Here is a 17,895-nt window from a genome sequence, read left to right on the forward strand (position 1 = left end):
GGGGTGCCGGAAACGGTTCAGCCCGCGGGTGCGCGGCCTGTTGTGGGGCGTTCTTAAGGGAGGACGATGACCTGGGCACCAAAGACCAGGCCGGCACCGAAGCCGATCTGGAGTGCCAGGCCGCCGCTGAGGCCAGGGTTCTCCTGGAGCAGGCGGTGGGTGGCCAGCGGGATGGAGGCAGCCGAGGTGTTACCGGCTTCCGCGATGTCCCGGGCGATGATGACGGATTCGGGAAGCTTGAGTTTCTTGGCCATCTCGTCAATGATCCGCATGTTGGCCTGGTGGGGGATGAACGCCACCAGGTCTTCGGCCTTGACGCCGGCAGCCTCCAGGGCCTGCGCTGCCATCTTGGCCATTTCCCAGACCGCCCAGCGGAAGACCGTCTGGCCGTCCTGGCGGAGGGTGGGGTACAGTTCCTGTGCCTCTTCGAGCAGAGCAAAGTCGCCGGACTCGTCGGACTGGCGGGCTGCCATGCTCAGGTCGCGGACATCGAGCATGGAACGCGTCATGCCGATGGCGTCCCACTTACTGCCGTCCGAACCCCATACCGACGGGCCGATGCCGGGGGCGTCCGAAGGGCCGACGACAACTGCGCCGGCGCCATCGCCCAGGAGGAAGGAGATGGTCCGTTCCCGGTTATCGATGACGTCCGAAAGCTTTTCTGCCCCGACCACCAACACGTAGGTGGCGGCACCGGAACGGACCAACGCATCAGCCTGGGCGATCCCGTAGCAGTAACCGGCACAGGCGGCCGAGATGTCGAAGGCGGGAGCCGGCGTCGCACCGATACGGTCGGCCAGTGCGGCCGCGGCGGACGGCGTGGCGTAGGGGTGCGTCACGGTCGAAACAATGACGGCACCCAGCTGTGAGGCTTCGATGCCGGCCTTCTGCAGGGCCTCCCGTGCTGCGCCTTCCGCCATGTCAATGACGCTGACCCCGGCGGCGGCACGGTGACGGGTGATAATTCCGGTCCGCTGGCGGATCCACTCGTCGGAGGAGTCAATCCACTGGCAGACGTCGTCGTTGGTGACAATGACATCCGGCCGGAACGCGCCGAGTCCGAGGATGCGGCTGTACTGGTTGACGGGCAGTTGGTTCAGCGTGGGAACGCTCATGCATTTCCCTCCAATTCTGCGAAGAGTGCCAGTGCGGCCGTGAGGTCGTCCGGCGTTTTGACTGCAACGGTTTTAACGCCGGGCATGCCGCGCTTGGCGAGTCCGGTGAGGGTACCGGCCGGTGCGAGCTCAATCAGGCCAGTAACGCCGCGCTGCACAAGGTTTTCCATGCACAGGTCCCAACGGACTGGCCGGGAGACCTGCGCAATGAGGCTTTCGACGGCGGCATCGCCGTCGAACACTTCGCGGCCGTCGAAGTTGGACAGCAGCGGCACCACCGGCTTCTGCGGTTTGAGGTCCGGCTTCAGCGCCTCGAGGGCGCTCACTGCAGGCGACATGTGGGAGGTATGGAATGCCCCGGCAACCTTCAAAGGAATAACGCGTGCCTTGGCCGGCGGGTTGTCCGCCAGGGCCTGCAGCTGCTCGAAGGTTCCTGCCGCTACTGTCTGCCCGGCACCGTTGATGTTGGCGGGAGTTGCGCCGGAGGCCTCAATGGCGGCCAGGACTTCTGCCGGGTCCCCACCTACCACTGCGCTCATGCCGGTAGGTGTCAAGGCAGCGGCTGCGGCCATGCTGTTGGCGCGCTCCCGGACGAACGCCATGGCCTCCTGCTCGGTGAGCACGCCGGCCAACGCAGCGGCCGTGATCTCACCGACTGAGTGGCCGGCAAGAATCACCGGAAGCGAGCCGAGCTCGACGTCGAAGAGCGACGCGGCGGCCACCAGTCCGGCGGCAACAATCAGCGGCTGCGCAACGGCGGTGTCTTTGATGGTTTCTTCGTCGGAGGTGGTCCCGTGAGCGGTCAGGTCGATGCCTGCGATTTCGCTCAGGGAGGCCAGTAGGCCTGCTACCGAAGGCAGTTCCAACCAGGGGGCCAGAAAACCCGGGGTCTGTGAGCCCTGTCCAGGGCAGACTATTGCAAGCACGTATCCAGCTTTCCAAATTACTGTGTCATCCAGCGGTGTTTGTCTGCACCAAGCTCAAGGGGTCAGATTGTAGGAAGTCTACAACGACTCAGACCTGATTCCGCGCCGGATGACGTTCTGTGGGCGCTTTTGGCGGCGTTGAAAGCCGCCCGACCACAAGGGCTGCCTGCAGCACAAACGCCTCGCGGGGAAGGAGCGGATCCCAGCCTGTGACGTCGCAGACGCGCTTGAGCCGGTACCTCACGGTGTTGGCGTGGACGAACAGCTCCCGCGCCGTCGCCTCGAGGGAATGGCCCAACTCAAGGTAGGTGCCCAACGTCTCCACCAGCCCGTTTGAGGCGGCGACCAATGGCCGGTAGATGTTCTTGACCAGTGAACGCCGGGCCGCTTCGTCGCCGGAAATGACGCGTTCCGGCAGGAGGTCGTCGGCGGCCACAGGACGGGGCGCGGAAGGCCAGGCCCGCGCGGCGGTGAGGCCGGCGAAAGCAGACTGGGCGGACCCGCTGGCCTCCAGCAGGGAGCCCGCTTCCGCGCCGTAAACCACCGGCCCCGGGGCGAACATCTCGCTCAGCTTCTGGTAGGCCGTCTCACGGTCGTGGACACCGCCCAGGATCAGGATCAGCCGGTCGCCCTGGATGCCCACCAGGGCGTCCTCTGCGTAGCGGCCAGCCAGGCGGCGGAGCTCGCTGACGTAGCTGGCGCTTGGTTCCGAGGGCGAATTTCCCACCATGACAGTGAACCGCTCCTGGGCTTTCCAGCCCAGCGCGGCGATCCTGGACCGCAGCGCGTCAGTGTTTTCCCCGCGCAGGATGGCATCCACGATCAGGGCTTCCAGCCTGGTGTCCCAGGATCCGCGGGACTCGGCAGCCCTGGCATAGACGTCCGCAGCGGCAAACGCGACCTCCCGCGAGTACCGCAGCACAGCTTCGCGGAGTGCGGGCTGGTCCGCTTCGGGAGCGATGACCGGTACCTGGTCCTCCACCACCTCCACCACGATCCGGATGAGCTGGAGGGCCTTCTGCAGGCTGATGGATCTGGTCAGTTCCGTGGGGGCAGTGCCGAAGACGTCGGAGAGGATCCACGACGGCGAGCTGGGCCGTTCGTACCAGGCGACAAACGCTGCGATGCCGTTCTGCGCCACCATGCCAAGGGCCGAGCGCTCATCTGAGCTGAGCCGGGAATACCAGGGGAGTGACTTTTCCAGCTGGCGAAGGGTGGTGGTGGAGAGCTGGCCGACACTCGCCCGGAGTTTTTTCAGGGTTTCGGATTTCTCCGGCGCGGTGCTGCGCGAGGTTGGCTTGCGCTTCGCAGTCGGGGTGGTGGGCTCAGGCATCTTCTGAGCATACGGTGCCCACCGCTCAAGCTCCATTTGTGCAAAGGCTACAACGGCAGTGGTAGCTGCGTCACAGCCTGCGCGTCGCGGGGGGAACCAACCGACGACGACGGCGGCCCGCACCTTGTGGTGCGGACCGCCGTTGTGGTGACTTCGCATTGCGAGTTTTTGTCCAGATAAGGGGCCGATCAAGGCCTGTCGGTGGTGTTATCTGGACAAAAACTCAATCGGAGTGGATCAGGACTCGCCGCCTGCGTTGCCGGTGGAACCGGCGTTGACGTTGTGCAGGCGGTACTTCTCGATTGCCTGGGCCGGGGCCTGGGCATCAACCTCACCGCGGCGCGACAGCATTTCCAGGGAACGGACCACGATGGAGTGGATGTCGTTCTTGAAGAAGCGGCGTGCGGCGGCACGGGTGTCGGAGAAGCCGAAGCCGTCTGCTCCAAGCGTGGCGAACTCGTTCGGCACGAACTGGCGGATCTGGTCCGGGACGGCCTTCATGTAGTCCGAGACGGCAACTACAGGGCCGGTGGCGCCCGCGAGTTGCTGGGCCACGAACGGGACACGCGCGGGCTGGCCCGGGTTCAGGAACGCTTCTTCCTCGGCGGCCATGCCGTCGCGGCGCAGTTCGTTCCAGGACGTGACGGACCAGACATCGGCGGAGACGCCCCAGTCCTCGGCGAGGATCCGCTGGGCTTCTATGGCCCAGGGAACCGAGACGCCGGAGGCCAGGATCTGGGTCCGGGGACCGTCGATCTTTGCCGGAGCCAGAAGGTAGATGCCCTTCAGGACCCCTTCGACGTCGAGTTCCTCAGGTTCCGCTGGCTGGGTGATGGGCTCGTTGTAAACCGTGATGTAGTACATCAGGTTCCGGTCAGCCGAATTCGGGCCGTACATGCGTTCGATGCCGTCCCGCATGATGTGGCCCATTTCGTACCCGTAGGCGGGGTCATAGGTGACCACTGCCGGGTTCGTGGAGGCCAGCAGCGGGGAGTGGCCGTCGGCGTGCTGGAGGCCTTCGCCGGTAAGGGTGGTCCGGCCTGCGGTGGCGCCGATGATGAACCCGCGGGCCATCTGGTCACCGGCTGCCCAGAAGGCGTCGCCGGTGCGCTGGAACCCGAACATGGAGTAGAACACGTAGACCGGGATCAGGGGTACCCCGTGGGTGGCGTACGCGGTTCCGGCGGCGGTGAACGCTGCCACGGCGCCGGCTTCATTGATGCCGGGGTGGATCAGCTGGCCTTGGGCCGATTCCTTGTAGGCCAGCACGAGGTCCCGGTCCACGGACAGGTAGTTCTGGCCCTTGGGGTTGTAGATCTTGGCCGTGGGGAAGAATGCGTCCATACCGAACGTGCGGGCTTCATCGGGGATGATCGGCGCGATGTGCTTGCCGAAGTTCTTGTCCCGCATGAGGTCCTTGAGGAGCCGGACAAAAGCCATGGTGGTAGCTGCCTGCTGCTTGCCGGAACCGCGCTTGGCGACCTCGTACGTTTTAGCGTCGGGCAGGGCGATGTCCTGGTGCTTGGAGCGGCGCTCCGGCACAGCACCGCCCAGCTCGGCCCGGCGGTCCATCATGTACTTGATCTCCGGCGCATCGGTGCCCGGGTGGTAGTACGGCGGCTGGTACAGATCCTTCTCCAGCTCCTCGTCGGTGACCGGAATCCGCAGGTGGTCGCGGAACTTTTTCAGGTCATCGAGGGTGAGCTTCTTCATCTGGTGGGTCGCGTTGCGGCCCTCGAAGTGCGGCCCCAGTCCGTAGCCCTTGACCGTCTTGGCCAGGATCACGGTGGGTTTGCCCTTGAATTCGGTGGCTGCCTTGTAGGCGGCATAGACCTTGCGGTAATCGTGGCCGCCGCGCTTGAGGTTCCAGATGTCATCATCGGAGAGGTCCGCGACCATGTCCTTGGTCTGCGGGGTCTTGCCGAAGAAGTGATCGCGGACGAACCCGCCGGACTCTGCCTTGTAGGTCTGGTAGTCGCCGTCCGGGGTTTCGTTCATGATCTTGACGAGTGAGCCGTCGGTGTCCTTGGTGAGCAGGTCATCCCACTCACGGCCCCAAACGACCTTGATGACGTTCCAGCCCGCGCCGCGGAAGAACGCTTCGAGTTCCTGCATGATCTTGCCGTTGCCGCGTACCGGCCCGTCCAGGCGCTGGAGGTTGCAGTTGATCACAAAGTTCAGGTTGTCCAGGTTCTCGTTCGCGGCGAGCTGGAGCAGGCCGCGGGACTCGGGCTCGTCCATTTCGCCGTCGCCCAGGTACGCCCAGACCTGTTGGTCGGAAGTGTCCTTCAGGCCGCGGTTGTGCAGGTACCGGTTGGACTGGGCCTGGTAGATCGCGTTCATCGGGCCGATGCCCATGGACACGGTGGGGAATTCCCAGAACTGGGGCATCAGCCGGGGGTGCGGGTAGGAGGAGAGCGCGTGGCCTTCCTTGGACTTTTCCTGCCGGAAACCGTCCAGGTCTTCCTCGGTGAGCCGGCCTTCCATAAACGCCCGGGCATACATGCCGGGGGAGGCATGGCCCTGGAAGAAGACCTGGTCGCCGCCGCCGGGGTGGTCCTTGCCGCGGAAGAAGTGGTTGAAGCCCACCTCGTACAGGGTCGCTGCTCCGGCGTAGGTGGAGATGTGTCCGCCGACGCCGATGTTGGGCCGCTGGGACCGGTGCACCATGATGGCCGCGTTCCAGCGCATGTAGGCGCGGTAGCGGCGCTCGTATTCCTCGTTGCCGGGGAATTGCGCTTCCTGGTCCACGGGAATGGTGTTCACGTAATCCGTGGTGGTCACCATCGGCACGCCAACGCTCTGCGCGCCGGCACGCTGCAGCAGGCTCCGCATGATGTATTGGGCACGCTCGGTGCCCTGTTCCCTGATCAGCGCGTCCAGGGACTCAACCCATTCGGCGGTCTCTTCCGGATCACGATCAGGCAGCTGGTTAGTCAACCCGCTGAGGATATGGGAGGTATCTTCTCCTGCAGCCACGTCCAACCTCTCTTTGCGCGCATGCATCGGCGCCCCCACGCCGGGCAGGGTGACTGTCCGGGATGGATGCGACGTGTGCGACGTATCGGTTACAACACCCGGTCATGTGCGCCGGGCAGGGTCCTATCACGCCTATGTCTGCTGTCAGTTACAGGTGGTCGCCCCGCAGGCATAGTCGTCACCAGTCACTCTAGCTGTGACTCCAGCGCGTTGCGTAGCCGCGTCCGTGGCACCACGGTTGCATTTCGTTGGCATACTGGTTGTGTGACGAAAGCCGCTGCAATGCAGGCTGACCAAGCCCGATGTGACGCAGAATATGGCGGATCGCGGGGTGGACAGCTTGAAGCTCAGGCACAAAGGGTGTTGGCTGGGAGTAATGGAAATCACTATGCGCACTGCATGTATTAGGCATTGGAGGAACACGTGAGCGAGGCCGACGCCGCCACTTCGGTAAATGTGGCGGAAAAATTGGGTTTCAAAAACGGGGATCTGATTCAGGAGTTCGGTTACGACGATGATGTCGACTTCGACTTACGTGATGACGTTGAGGACCTGACAGGGTCCGAACTCCTGGATGAAGACGACCATGACGTTGTAGACGCCGTCATTTTTTGGTGGCGCGACGGCGACGGTGACCTTGTGGACACCCTTATGGATTCGCTGACCACCCTCAGTGAGGGCGGGGTGGTCTGGGTGCTGACTCCCAAGTCCGGCCGGCAGGGATACGTATCTCCGGCGGAAATCCAGGAAGCTGCTCCTACAGCAGGACTTCACCTCACCACCTCAGCGGGTGTGTCCAAGGACTGGAGCGCCACCCGGTTGGTCAGTAAGAAGAACAAGTGACGGCAGCGCTGTCCGTAGCCCCCCGGGCCGTCCTTGCGGTGGGGGAGACCGCCCCGGATTTCGAGCTGGTGAACCAGTTCGGTGAGCCAGTAAAACTGTCCTCTTTCCGGGGGCAAAACGTTGTCCTGGTTTTTTACCCGTTCGCGTTTTCGGGCATCTGCACCGGTGAACTGTGTGAAATCCGGGACAACTTGGCGGTGTTCGAAGATGCCAGAGCCACGGTTTTGGCGGTGTCCGTCGACAGCAAGTTCAGTCTGCGGGCCTACGCTGAACAGGAAGCGTACGGGTTCGACCTGCTCGCCGACTTCTGGCCGCACGGAGCAGCGGCAAGCACGTACGGTGTCTTCGACCAGGAGAGCGGCATGGCCAGGCGCGGGACGTTTATTATCGATGCCGCCGGAACCATCCGCTATGTTGTGGTGAATCCGCGTGGCCAGGCCCGCGATCTTTCTGAATACCGCGAGGTTCTGGCAGGACTGGAACAGGCCTGAGGCTGGTGGACCAGCAGCGGCGGGGCGTTGGCATAGGCCTGACAGGCTTCGCCAGCCTGCCGGCCGCGAACCCGGTCAACCCGGCCGCGCTGCCGGCGGAAGATCTGGAAGGCCTTGAAAAGGTGCTGGCGCTGCTGACCGGCAAGCGGCTGGCACTGCTGACCGGCGCTGGGCTGAGCACGGATTCGGGTATTCCGGATTACCGCGGCCCGGACGCTGTGCCGCGTTCTCCGATGACCTACCAGGAATTTGTTCGTGAACCGGCCAACCGCCAGCGCTATTGGGCGCGGAACCATATTGGCTGGTCTCATTTGCGGCATGCAGATCCCAACCATGGGCACCGTGCCGTGGCTGAAATGGAACGGCGCGGGCTCCTCACCGGCCTCATCACGCAGAATGTGGACAGGCTGCATGAAGACGCCGGCAGCATCAATGTCATTGACCTCCATGGGCGTTTTGACCAGGTGGTTTGCCTTGACTGCAGGCGGACGTATAGCCGGCGCCTGCTGGCAGGGGTGCTGTCCGAGCTGAATCCTGGATTCCTGGAGCGTGCCACCGCATCCGGTCTGGTGGAAATGGCCCCCGACGCCGATGCAACCGTTGATGATGCGGAGCTCATTTCCAGCTTTGTTGTTGCGGCTTGCCCCGCCTGCGGTGGGACGCTCAAACCTGACTTCGTTTACTTCGGCGAGAACGTACCCAAAGTGCGGGTGGGAGCCGCCTACGCCATGGTGGACGGCGCCGGGGCACTCCTGGTTGCCGGATCCTCACTGACGGTGATGAGCGGCCTGCGGTTCGTCCGGCATGCGGCAAGGGCTGATAAGCCGGTGGTGATCATCAACCGTGGGGAGACCCGGGGCGACCCCCATGCCACCCTCAAGCTCCACACTGGCGTAAGCGAGTCGCTGACGTGGCTCGCAGCCGAACTTCCTGATCTCTGAACTACTGGGTCCAGCCGCCACGGCTATCTGTGGATTGGCTTTTGTTCCCGCACATCAGGTAAAGTTTATGTTCGTTGGTCGAAGCACTGAAGTGCGGAAACCTTTCCTTTGGGTCTTTAGCTCAGCTGGTAGAGCGCCACGTTTACACCGTGGATGTCATCGGTTCGATCCCGGTAGGACCCACCGCCAGACCCCGTTTGTTTCGTGCCCATAAGGCACGGAACAAGCGGGGTTTTTTGTTGTCCACGTTGAGTGCCGTGAACCCAGGAGATGCTCCGGCGACTGATTGTCGGTGCCTCGCCCTAGTGTTCCCGCCATGGAGTATGTGGTGGTTAAGGCGTCCCCCGAGGGCATCCCGACGGCGGTAGTCAGCAACGGACGGGAATGGGCCGTAGGTGCCGAGACGGTGAGGTGGTTTGAACGGGTGAGCTGGTGGGAGGATCGCCGCCGGATGCCCAAGGGCCTTGGCCGGGTGGACGTTGAAGTCCTGCAGGTGCAGGTGAGGTTGGGGCGCAACATGCAGTCCGCGCTGACCACGATGGTGTTGGAACGGGACGGCCTGGGCGGCGGCTGGCGGCTGCGGGAAACGGCGGCCGATGTAGCCTGAGGTTTAGGTCCAACATTCCGGGCATTGGAAAACCCTCCACCGCGACTATTGGGGGATGCCGCGGTGGAGGGTCTTCCACGAATATACAGTGCATATCCGGAAACAAACAAATACCAGGCGTTCCATGTCGTGCTGTGAGTCCGGCCGTGGTTCTTGACGATGCTGACCAAGTCCGGAGCCATTATGATGGTTACTGTTCAGTGGAATGGACGCCTGCACGTGAAGCGCCCTGGCGTGCCGATTGAAGGAGAATCATGGCCGATTCCCGATCACCCCGTGCCTCCGATGGCCTGGGGAGCGCATCGCCCGCACCGGCGGTCACCCGTGCCGCTGCTGTCATGGACGCCCTGGCGGCTTCCGCCAGCGGCCGGTTGACGCTGAGTGACCTGGCCCGCGAGCTGGGAATCCCCAAGTCATCGACGTCCAACCTGTTGTTCGCCCTGGAAGAAGCGCGGCTGATCAGCCGCCAAGGAGCCGAATTCACCCTGGGCCGCAAACTGGTGGAACTCGGTGCCGCCTACCTGAGCCGGCTCGATGAGGTGCAGGAGTTTTACCGCTTCTGCGGACAGGCGCCCACCCTCTCGGGAGAGACGGTCCGCATTGCCATGCTCGACGGCACCAACGTCATCTACCTTGCCCGCTACGAAGGTCACCCCGCGGTCCGCCTGACCTCGAACATCGGCGATAAGATGCCGGTCTCGCTGTGCGCCGTGGGCAAGGCACTCATCGCGCGCCTCCATGACCACGACCTCGAGGGGATGTTTCCCGATTCGGCTGAACTTCCGGTGCTGACTCCCAAATCGCTGCGTACCGGCGCCGAACTGAAGGCCCAGTTGCGCACCATCCGCGACCAGGGCTACGCGTTCGAGGATGAGGAATCCACCACGGGCGTGGTGTGCCTTGCCGTGTCCGTGCCCACCCGCGGTGCCCACGGGCCGAGCCTGGGGTTGTCCGTCACGGCACTGAAGGCGACCTATTCCGAAGAGCAGGGGTCCGTGATGGTGAAGGAGCTGAACGAACTGGCACGGTCCCTGGGCAATCCCATGGGTTAGGTTCCGCAAAATGCCTCCTTCCGGTCCGCGCCGGTAGGGAACGGGAAAGCAACAATTTCGGAATTGGCCCCGCGGGACGTTCAGTGTGCTGTACTAAGTTCAGTATAGTGATCCGCACAACAGGTATCGTCGCTAACAATCCAGGCCAACGGGGGGCTTGGAGTGTTATGTGCAGTTCTTCTGACAACTCGTACTAAATCACCGCAGGCTGACGCGGACGGCGGCGTCGTGTTCGCCTGCATCGGCGACCGGTTTGGCCGGAAGATGGTCCTGATCCTGACCATCGGCCTGATGGACATGGCAAGCTTCGCCATCGGACTCCTGCCCACGGTTGAACAGGCGGGAATATTTGGGACCGTTCTCCTTATGGCCCTCCGCATCCTCCACGGCCTGGGCGCAGGTGCCGAGCATGCAGGCGCCAACACACTGATTTCCGAGGTGGCCCCGCGCCGCCGTCGTGGTTTCTTTGCTTCCCTGCCGTTCGTTGGCATTCAACTGGGCACACTCCGGGGGCAGGCACCCTTTCCCTGATGGCGCTGGCTGACACGGCGAGCATCATCCTGATTGTGACCGCCGTGTTCATTCGGCTCAAGCTCAAGGAAACGCCGGTCTTCAGGAACTGGAAAAGCACAAAGCCGTGGTCAAAAAAGCCGGTGGGCCAGACCTGGGAGCACTCGAAGAAGACGTGCTCGTCGGCATCGGCCTGCGCATGGGCGAAAACGGCAACTCGTACATCTACTCGGCGCTGCTGGTGTCCTTCATCAGCATGCCCGCCGGTGCGCCCTGCTGCCCGAGCTCTTCGGCGCCCAGCACCGCTTCACCGGCGTGGCACTGAGCCGCGAACCCTCAGCCGGCCTCGCCGGCGGCTTCGCCCCAATGATCGGCGTAGCCCTCCTGGCTGCCACCGGCCACCCGTGACTGGTTCCCGCGATCTACTCATTAATCCTGGCGCTGATTTCCTTCGGCACAACGTTCTTCACGCCGGAGACGAACGGCCGCTCCGGCAGAGTGCCGCAGCCAGGTCCGCCACGGCGAAGAGCCCCTGCTGGATTCCTGAAGCCAGGAGTCCAGCAGGGGCTCTTCCGTGAGTACCGGCGAAGTATCGGCGAAGCGCGGGTCAGTAGAAGTGAACCGGGTCCACGAGGTGCGGGAGGTCCCCGCCGTCGAGGAAGGCGCGGAGGTTGCTGCAGAAACGCTCTGCGATCAGTCGGTTTTCTGCCGCGCTGAGCGCCGAGGTGTGCGGTGACACCAGGACCTTGGGGTGATCCCACAGCGGGCTGTCCGCAGGGAGCGGTTCCACGGCGAAGACGTCGAGGCAGGCGTAGGAAACCTGGCCGTTGTTGAGGGCCTCCAGGAGGGCGTCTTCGTCCACCACGGTGCCGCGGCCGACGTTCACGAACACCGTGCCAGGCTTCATCGCAGCGAAGACGTCGCGGTTGAACAGCTTCTCCGTGAACGGCGTGCCCGGCAGGGTGTTCACCACGGCATCGGCGGTGGCCAGGAGCCCGGCGAGGCCGTCGTTGTCCGCCACCTCGTCGATTCCCTCGATGGGTTCCACAGTGCGCTTGGTACCGCTGACCTTCATACCAAGAGCCCGTGCGATCCGGGCAGTCTCCAGGCCGATTTCACCCAGGCCGGTGACCACCAGCGTGGAACCGCTGACCAGCCGGGCGGGGGTCCGGAGCTCGGGCCAAACCTTCGCGGCCTGGTCCTGGACAAGTTCGCCGCTGCGCTTGAATCCGTTGAGGATGCCCAGCGCGGCGAATTCGGCCAAAGGCAGGGCATGAACGCCGGCCGACGTGGTTACCTTGAATTTCCGCAGGGCCTCCAGGTCCAGCCCGGACGCCTTGACGGCTCCGCCGGCACCGGCGGCCATGGCGTGGACCCATTGGAGCCGCGGATTCTCGCGCGCGATGCGCGCCAGGCCTGCCGGGCTCTCATTGGGCAGGCCGTACAGAACCTCTGCCTTGTTGAGCATGTCCCAGTACTGCTCTTCCTGCTCCGAAGTCCGCTTGAAGTCCGGGTCCCCGGAGTGGTCAGCGGGAAAACGCTGGGGCGGAAGGAGGTCCGGCTCGTGAAGAACGGTCACGGTGGGGTCTACTGCGCGGATGCGGTCCACGAGCTCCGCTTCGAGCGGGACGGCGATCGCCACGGTGGTTTGAGTCGTCATAATGTTCATCATACTGAATAGCGGCTAGGGTATTGGACAGATTTCCCCACGATAACCAACAACCAGTTGAGTCGAGGCTTTTTGATGGAAGACAAACGAGCGGGCTTTGTGGGCCTGGGACGGACGGGTTTGCCGATGGCGGAGAATCTGCTCCGCGCCGGCTGGGACATTACTGCCTGGAACCGTTCCCCGCTTCCCCTGCAGCAGCTGGTGGCGAAGGGCGGCCGACCGGAGCAGGACGTGTCCGCCCTGCGGGATCTCCCGGTGATCGCCTTTATGCTGCCGGACCTGTCCTTCATCGAGGAGGCATCGGAAGGGCTGCTGGCAAGCTGGGCCGAAACGCCGCCGCTTGCTGGCACCGCGGTGGTGGTCATGAGCTCTGTTTCACCCGCCAGGGTCCAGGACTTAGGCCGTGGGTGCAGGAGGCGAGTGCCTGCCAGGCCGTCGTGGTGGACGCACCGGTCAGCGGCGGAACCCAGGGGGCAACCGAGGGAACGCTGGCCATCATGGCCGGGGCGGTACGCCCGAAGGCTTCCAGCGGCTCCAGCCCTTCTTTGCGGCCATAGGAACAAAGGCCCGGCACATGGGCCCATTCGGCTCCGGGCCGCTGGCCAAGGCCTGCAACCAACTCATCGTGGGAACCACGACGGCGGCGCTCGCCGCGGCAGCTGAACTCGCCGAACGTTCCGGCATGGATCCGGCGGCGCTGTTTGATGTGCTGTCCGGCGGGCTTGCCGGCAGCCGTGTTCTGGAAATCGTGGGACCCCGTCTGGTCCGGAAGGACTACACGCCAACGGGGCCGGCCAAATTCATGCACAAGGATCTTTCCTTTGTGCTCGAGGCAGCCCGGGCGGCCGGCGCTGCCGTACCGATGGCGACTGCCGGCGTCGAACTTTACGCGGAACTGAAGCGGCTAGGCCTGCGTGACGCTGACCCGGCCGTAGTCCGGAAGGCGATTTCACATCTGAGCGACAACACCGATGAGGCGGACACTGCGGATTCGGCAACGAGAGGAACGGCTGCAACGTGAGTGCGCTTTTTGATTTAACAGGGCGGGTGGCCTTGGTGACGGGGTCGAGCCGGGGGATCGGCAATGCGCTTGCCAGGGCGCTGGCTGACGCCGGCGCGACTGTGGTGTTGAACGGGGTCAACGCGGAGCGGTTGAAGGCGGCGGAGGCGGCGATGGCTGCTGATTTCGCGCCGGGCCGGATCCACTGCATCGCGTTTGATGTCACGAAGGACACCGAGGCCGCACGGGGCATTGCGTGGGTGGAGGAGCATGTGGGTCCGCTGCGGATCCTGGTGAACAACGCCGGGATCCAGCACCGGGTTCCGATGCTGGAGTTGGACGTGGCGGACTGGGAGCGCGTGATCGCCACAGACCTGACCAGCGCGTTCCTGGTGGGCCGGGAAGCTGCACGGCACATGATCCCGCGGGGCCGGGGCAAGATCATCAACATCTGCTCGGTGCAAACGGACCTGGCCCGTCCCACGATCGCACCGTACATTGCGGCCAAGGGCGGGCTGCGGAACCTGACCCGTGCCATGACGGCCGAGTGGGCAGCCTCGGGTTTGCAGATCAACGGGATCGCCCCGGGCTACATCCATACCGAGATGACCCAGAACCTGGTCGATGATGATCAGTTCAATTCCTGGATCCTGGGCCGGACGCCGGCGCACCGGTGGGGGACCGTGCAGGACCTGGCCGGCCCGGCGGTCTGGCTGGCTTCGGACGGCTCGGACTTCGTGAACGGGCAGACAATCTTTATCGACGGCGGAATGACGGTGGTGGTCTGATGAGCGCTCTTCTGAGGGGGACTTCAGCGGTGACGGAGGAAACGGGAGCAACCGAAGGGACTGGCTTGCCGGTCTCGGGTCCGGCGGTCGTCGCGTACACGGCGGGGGACTTGCGGGTCCAGGACGTGCCGCTGGCAACGCCGGGACCGGATGAGGCGGTGGTCGAAGCGCACTACGACGTCATCACCGCACTGGCGGACGGCACCCTGCACCGCGAACCCGTCACCACCCGCGAATACCCGCTCAGCCTGGGACTCGAGGCTTTCGCCACTGCCCGGAAATCCGCTGAATCAGGCAAAGTCCGGCTCAACTTCAAGCCGGTGCAGGGCCTGTGCGGACGTTCCCGTTCAGTTTCGGCGTACCGGAATAAACACCCGGGGCTGATCGGTCCACGTTTCGGCGAGCCGGGACGTGGTGCGGCGCATGATCTGTTCGGAGGCTTCCCGGGCTGCCGCTGAGTCGCCGGCCGCAACCGCCTCGGCGAGGTCCACGTGCCACTGCAGGGCGCCCTCGTGGGGGTGGTTCGGCATGAGTCCGTGGACCGTGCGCCCTGTCAGGGTCTCGGCCACCTGGCCCATCAGGTTGGCAAACATTTCGTTACCGGAGCCGGAGAGCAGCACGGAGTGAAAGGCGATGTCCAGCTCCAGGAACTTCTTCCCATCACCCTCGCGGCCGGCGTCGCGCATGGCATGGGCGATGTCTAGAAGTTCACCGCGCAACTCCGCCGGTGCATTCATCGCTGCCAGCTCTGCGGCTGCGGGCTCGACGGCGGAACGCAGCTCGATCAGTGACCGCAGCTGGGCGCCGCGGCCATCGCTGGAGAGCCGCCAGCGGATGACCTGCGGGTCGTACGGGTTCCAGCTACTGGGTGGCAGGACGCGGATGCCCACGCGCTTGATGGTTTCCACCAGGCCCAAGGATTGGAGGACCCGCACGGCTTCGCGCACCACAGAACGGGAGACCTTCAGCTCTTCCTCCAGCTGCTCAGCAAGCATCACGTGTCCGGCAGGGAGGTCGCCCGTGATAATTCGGGTGCCAACATTCTCGATGGCACGGTGGTGCAGGCTGGTCGACATGGTGTCAAGCCTAGACGGGGATTGAGCCGCGTCGTTCCACACAGTGGGCGGACTTCCCCTGAGCTCATCGAATATATATGCTTTATTCGGATCCATCGGTTCGTGAAGATGCCTCGCGGCGAACGCCGAGCCACTCGCACATCTACTGCACACAATGAATTGGAGTTTTGATGTCTGCACACATCGGTGTCACCGGCCTTGCGGTGATGGGAGCCAACCTGGCCCGCAACCTTGCCCGCAACGGCTTCACGGTTGCCCTGCACAACAGGTCGTTGGAAAAGACCGACGCACTGCTCGCAAAGCACGGTACGGACGGCGACTTCATCCGCACTGAGACGCTGCAGGAACTGGTCGACTCCCTGGAAAAGCCCCGCCGCGTCCTGATCATGGTCAAAGCCGGCAAACCGGTGGACTCCGTCATCGAGCAGCTCGAACCTCTGCTGGAAGCCGGCGACATCATCATCGACGCAGGCAACTCGCACTACGAGGACACCCGCCGCCGCGAAGCCGCACTGGCCAAGAAGGACCTGCACTTCGTGGGCGTCGGCGTTTCCGGTGGCGAAGAGGGCGCACTGAACGGCCCCTCCATCATGCCGGGCGGTTCCAAGGAATCCTACAAGGCCCTCGGCCCCCTGCTTGAGAAGATCTCCGCCAAGGTGGACGGCGAGCCTTGCTGCGCCTGGATCGGCACCGACGGCGCCGGCCACTTCGTCAAGATGGTCCACAACGGCATCGAGTACGCCGACATGCAGGTCATCGGCGAAGCCTTCGATCTTCTCCGGTCGGGTGCCGGCATCGAGCCCGCCGAGCAGGCCAAGATCTTCACCGAGTGGAATGAAGGAGACCTGTCCTCGTTCCTGATCGAAATCTCAGCCGAAGTCCTGGGCCACGTTGACGCGAAGACCGGCAAGCCGTTCGTGGACGTCGTTGTTGACGCCGCGGGCCAGAAGGGCACGGGCCGCTGGACGGTCATCTCCGCCCTTGAACTCGGTTCACCGGTTTCCGGCATCGCCGAATCCGTTTTCGCCCGTGCGCTCTCTTCCCAGGCGGAGCAGCGCAAGCTCGGCCAGGAACTGCTGGCCGGCGGCGAAGCTGCCGTGGAAATCCCCGACACCTTTGTTGAGGACGTCCGCCAGGCGCTGTACGCCTCCAAGCTCGTCTCCTACGCGCAGGGTCTGGACATGCTGACGTCCTCAGCCAAGGAATACGGCTGGGACCTCAAGCTGGACGAGATCGCTTCCCTGTGGCGGGCCGGCTGCATCATCCGTGCCGAGCTGCTCAAGGACATCACCAAGGCCTACGCCGCCGAGGAGAAGCCGGCAAACCTGCTCTTCGCGCCGGCCTTCACCCAGGCCATTGCCGATGCACTGCCGGCTTGGCGCCGTGTGGTGGCCACTGCCGTCCAGCTCGGCATCCCGGTACCGGTGTTCTCCTCCTCGCTGGCGTACTACGACGGCCTGCGCCGCAAGCGCGTGGCTGCCGCCCTGATCCAGGGCCAGCGCGACCTCTTCGGCGCGCACACCTACGGCCGCGTCGACTCCGAGGGCACCTTCCACACCTTGTGGGGCGAAGACAAGTCCGAAATCGAAGCGGTAGACACGCACTAACCCACCGCTCACTGCAGCACGCTGCGGCCGGCACTTCCGAGGATATTCTGGGAGCTGCCGGCCGTTGGCATTTCCCGGCAACAGCGGTGTCCGTCCAGCCAAGGAGTCCAAGGTGCCCAAGCCAGTTGCATTCGTTACGGGAGCGTCCACCGGCATCGGCTTCGAGGCGGCCAAAAGACTCAGTGGCCACGGATTCCTCGTGTATGCGGGAGCACGCCGGACGGACAGGATGGAGCCGCTGGCGGCGCTCGGTATCCAGGTTCTGGCGCTCGACGTGACTGACGATGATTCGATGCGCGCCGCCGTCGGACGCGTCCTGGAGGAACGCGGGCGCATAGACGTTCTGGTGAACAACGCCGGCTATGGATCCTATGGTGCCCTGGAGGAGGTGGACCTGGCCGAAGGCCGCCGTCAGTTCGATGTGAATGTCTTTGGGCTGGCCAGAATGACGCAGTTGGTTTTGCCAGCCATGCGGCAGGCGGGCCAGGGCAGGATCATCAACATCTCGTCCATCGGCGGAAAGTTCTACGAGCCCCTCGGTGCCTGGTACCACGCCACGAAGTTCGCCGTCGAGGGTCTCAGCGATGCGCTCCGGCTGGAACTCAAGCCGCACGGGGTGACTGTCTCCATCATTGAACCGGCAAGCACTCAAAGCGATTGGGGCAGGATCTCCGTCGAGGGGCTGCTGGCCAGCAGTGGCACGGGCCCGTACGCTGCCCAGGCCCGCCACATGGCGGAGGTCCTGGCTTCCACGGACAGACCGGCAACATCAACGCCCCCGGCAGTGATTGCGTCCGCCATCCTGCACGCAGCGACGGCGGCACGGCCCAGGACCCGCTATCCGGTGGGCAAGGGAGCGGCAGCCATTCTGGGCCTCCGCCGGGTCCTGCCGGACCGGCTTTATGACGCGGTAGTGATGGCAGTGCTGAAGCGGGTTGCGAAGTAAATTTTTTGAGGC

Annotated in this window: 19 protein-coding genes, 1 tRNA gene and 1 pseudogene; 15 read left to right on the top strand and 6 right to left on the bottom strand. The window is 64.1% G+C overall.

What is annotated here, in order from left to right; genetic code table 11:
* Positions 1-53: 53 nt before the first annotated feature.
* The 4 genes from ABIB27_RS01930 to aceE all read right to left on the bottom strand — a co-directional run bounded on the left by ABIB27_RS01930 (position 54) and on the right by aceE (position 6,380).
* Positions 54-1,115: a beta-ketoacyl-ACP synthase III gene (locus ABIB27_RS01930; protein WP_354214197.1), complete on the bottom strand. Its 1,062-nt coding sequence runs from the start codon at positions 1,113-1,115 to the stop codon at positions 54-56.
* The gene (locus ABIB27_RS01935) at positions 1,112-2,041 is read right to left on the bottom strand and encodes an ACP S-malonyltransferase (RefSeq protein ID WP_354214198.1); all 930 of its coding nucleotides are present in this window, start codon (positions 2,039-2,041) and stop codon (positions 1,112-1,114) included. The genes ABIB27_RS01930 and ABIB27_RS01935 overlap by 4 nt, the downstream gene beginning before the upstream one ends.
* A gap of 88 nt (positions 2,042-2,129) precedes the next feature.
* On the bottom strand, positions 2,130-3,374 hold the full coding sequence (locus ABIB27_RS01940; protein ID WP_354253417.1) for a PucR family transcriptional regulator: 1,245 nt from the start codon (positions 3,372-3,374) through the stop codon (positions 2,130-2,132).
* 237 nt (positions 3,375-3,611) lie between these two features.
* Entirely contained in the window at positions 3,612-6,380 is a 2,769-nt protein-coding gene (gene aceE / locus ABIB27_RS01945) for a pyruvate dehydrogenase (acetyl-transferring), homodimeric type (protein ID WP_354253418.1), read from the bottom strand.
* Positions 6,381-6,776: 396 nt separating this feature from the next.
* On the opposite strand from aceE, the gene ABIB27_RS01950 reads away from it, so the two are divergent.
* The 8 genes from ABIB27_RS01950 to ABIB27_RS19365 all read left to right on the top strand — a co-directional run bounded on the left by ABIB27_RS01950 (position 6,777) and on the right by ABIB27_RS19365 (position 11,122).
* A complete protein-coding gene (locus tag ABIB27_RS01950; RefSeq protein WP_354214201.1) occupies positions 6,777-7,196 on the top strand; it encodes a DUF3052 domain-containing protein in 420 nt (139 codons plus the stop codon).
* Positions 7,193-7,687 (top strand): peroxiredoxin, encoded by a 495-nt coding sequence (locus ABIB27_RS01955; protein ID WP_354214202.1) that lies wholly within the window; start codon positions 7,193-7,195, stop codon positions 7,685-7,687. Before ABIB27_RS01950 ends, ABIB27_RS01955 begins: the two co-directional genes overlap by 4 nt.
* A gap of 5 nt (positions 7,688-7,692) precedes the next feature.
* Complete coding sequence (locus tag ABIB27_RS01960) at positions 7,693-8,628, top strand: NAD-dependent protein deacetylase (RefSeq protein WP_354253419.1); 936 nt, start codon at positions 7,693-7,695, stop codon at positions 8,626-8,628.
* Between the two features lie 110 nt (positions 8,629-8,738).
* Positions 8,739-8,811: transfer RNA gene (locus ABIB27_RS01965), tRNA-Val, on the top strand.
* A gap of 133 nt (positions 8,812-8,944) precedes the next feature.
* A complete protein-coding gene (locus ABIB27_RS01970) occupies positions 8,945-9,235 on the top strand; it encodes a hypothetical protein (protein WP_354214418.1) in 291 nt (96 codons plus the stop codon).
* A gap of 254 nt (positions 9,236-9,489) precedes the next feature.
* Positions 9,490-10,287, top strand: a complete 798-nt coding sequence (locus ABIB27_RS01975) for an IclR family transcriptional regulator (RefSeq protein WP_354253420.1) — start codon at positions 9,490-9,492, stop codon at positions 10,285-10,287.
* A gap of 228 nt (positions 10,288-10,515) precedes the next feature.
* Positions 10,516-10,818 (top strand): MFS transporter, encoded by a 303-nt coding sequence (locus tag ABIB27_RS19360; protein WP_502909086.1) that lies wholly within the window; start codon positions 10,516-10,518, stop codon positions 10,816-10,818.
* 106 nt (positions 10,819-10,924) lie between these two features.
* A complete protein-coding gene (locus ABIB27_RS19365; RefSeq protein ID WP_502909087.1) occupies positions 10,925-11,122 on the top strand; it encodes a hypothetical protein in 198 nt (65 codons plus the stop codon).
* A gap of 282 nt (positions 11,123-11,404) precedes the next feature.
* Here the strand turns inward: ABIB27_RS19365 and ABIB27_RS01985 are convergent, their stop codons facing one another.
* Positions 11,405-12,469, bottom strand: a complete 1,065-nt coding sequence (locus ABIB27_RS01985) for a D-2-hydroxyacid dehydrogenase (protein WP_354253421.1) — start codon at positions 12,467-12,469, stop codon at positions 11,405-11,407.
* A gap of 123 nt (positions 12,470-12,592) precedes the next feature.
* Here ABIB27_RS01985 and ABIB27_RS19370 point away from each other — a divergent pair.
* The 5 genes and pseudogenes from ABIB27_RS19370 to ABIB27_RS02000 form a co-directional block, all read left to right on the top strand.
* Positions 12,593-12,808, top strand: a pseudogene (locus ABIB27_RS19370) (NAD(P)-binding domain-containing protein); the annotation flags it as partial.
* 98 nt (positions 12,809-12,906) lie between these two features.
* Entirely contained in the window at positions 12,907-13,023 is a 117-nt protein-coding gene (locus ABIB27_RS19375; protein ID WP_502909101.1) for an NAD(P)-binding domain-containing protein, read from the top strand.
* Positions 13,024-13,040: 17 nt separating this feature from the next.
* Positions 13,041-13,487: an NAD-binding protein gene (locus ABIB27_RS19380; RefSeq protein WP_502909088.1), complete on the top strand. Its 447-nt coding sequence runs from the start codon at positions 13,041-13,043 to the stop codon at positions 13,485-13,487.
* A complete protein-coding gene (locus ABIB27_RS01995; RefSeq protein WP_354214209.1) occupies positions 13,484-14,254 on the top strand; it encodes an SDR family oxidoreductase in 771 nt (256 codons plus the stop codon). Before ABIB27_RS19380 ends, ABIB27_RS01995 begins: the two co-directional genes overlap by 4 nt.
* A complete protein-coding gene (locus tag ABIB27_RS02000) occupies positions 14,254-14,712 on the top strand; it encodes a hypothetical protein (protein WP_354253422.1) in 459 nt (152 codons plus the stop codon). Before ABIB27_RS01995 ends, ABIB27_RS02000 begins: the two co-directional genes overlap by 1 nt.
* Here ABIB27_RS02000 and ABIB27_RS02005 read toward each other — a convergent pair.
* Entirely contained in the window at positions 14,602-15,330 is a 729-nt protein-coding gene (locus ABIB27_RS02005) for a FadR/GntR family transcriptional regulator (protein ID WP_354214210.1), read from the bottom strand. The genes ABIB27_RS02000 and ABIB27_RS02005 overlap by 111 nt on opposite strands.
* Positions 15,331-15,500: 170 nt before the next feature.
* Between ABIB27_RS02005 and gnd the strand changes: the two genes are divergently transcribed.
* Both gnd and ABIB27_RS02015 read left to right on the top strand, forming a co-directional pair.
* Positions 15,501-16,937 (top strand): NADP-dependent phosphogluconate dehydrogenase, encoded by a 1,437-nt coding sequence (gene gnd, locus ABIB27_RS02010; RefSeq protein WP_354253423.1) that lies wholly within the window; start codon positions 15,501-15,503, stop codon positions 16,935-16,937.
* 112 nt (positions 16,938-17,049) lie between these two features.
* On the top strand, positions 17,050-17,883 hold the full coding sequence (locus ABIB27_RS02015; RefSeq protein WP_354214212.1) for an oxidoreductase: 834 nt from the start codon (positions 17,050-17,052) through the stop codon (positions 17,881-17,883).
* Positions 17,884-17,895: the final 12 nt, after the last annotated feature.

The organism is Arthrobacter sp. UYEF21 (genome assembly GCF_040546085.1).
In the GTDB taxonomy this organism is placed as follows: domain Bacteria; phylum Actinomycetota; class Actinomycetes; order Actinomycetales; family Micrococcaceae; genus Arthrobacter.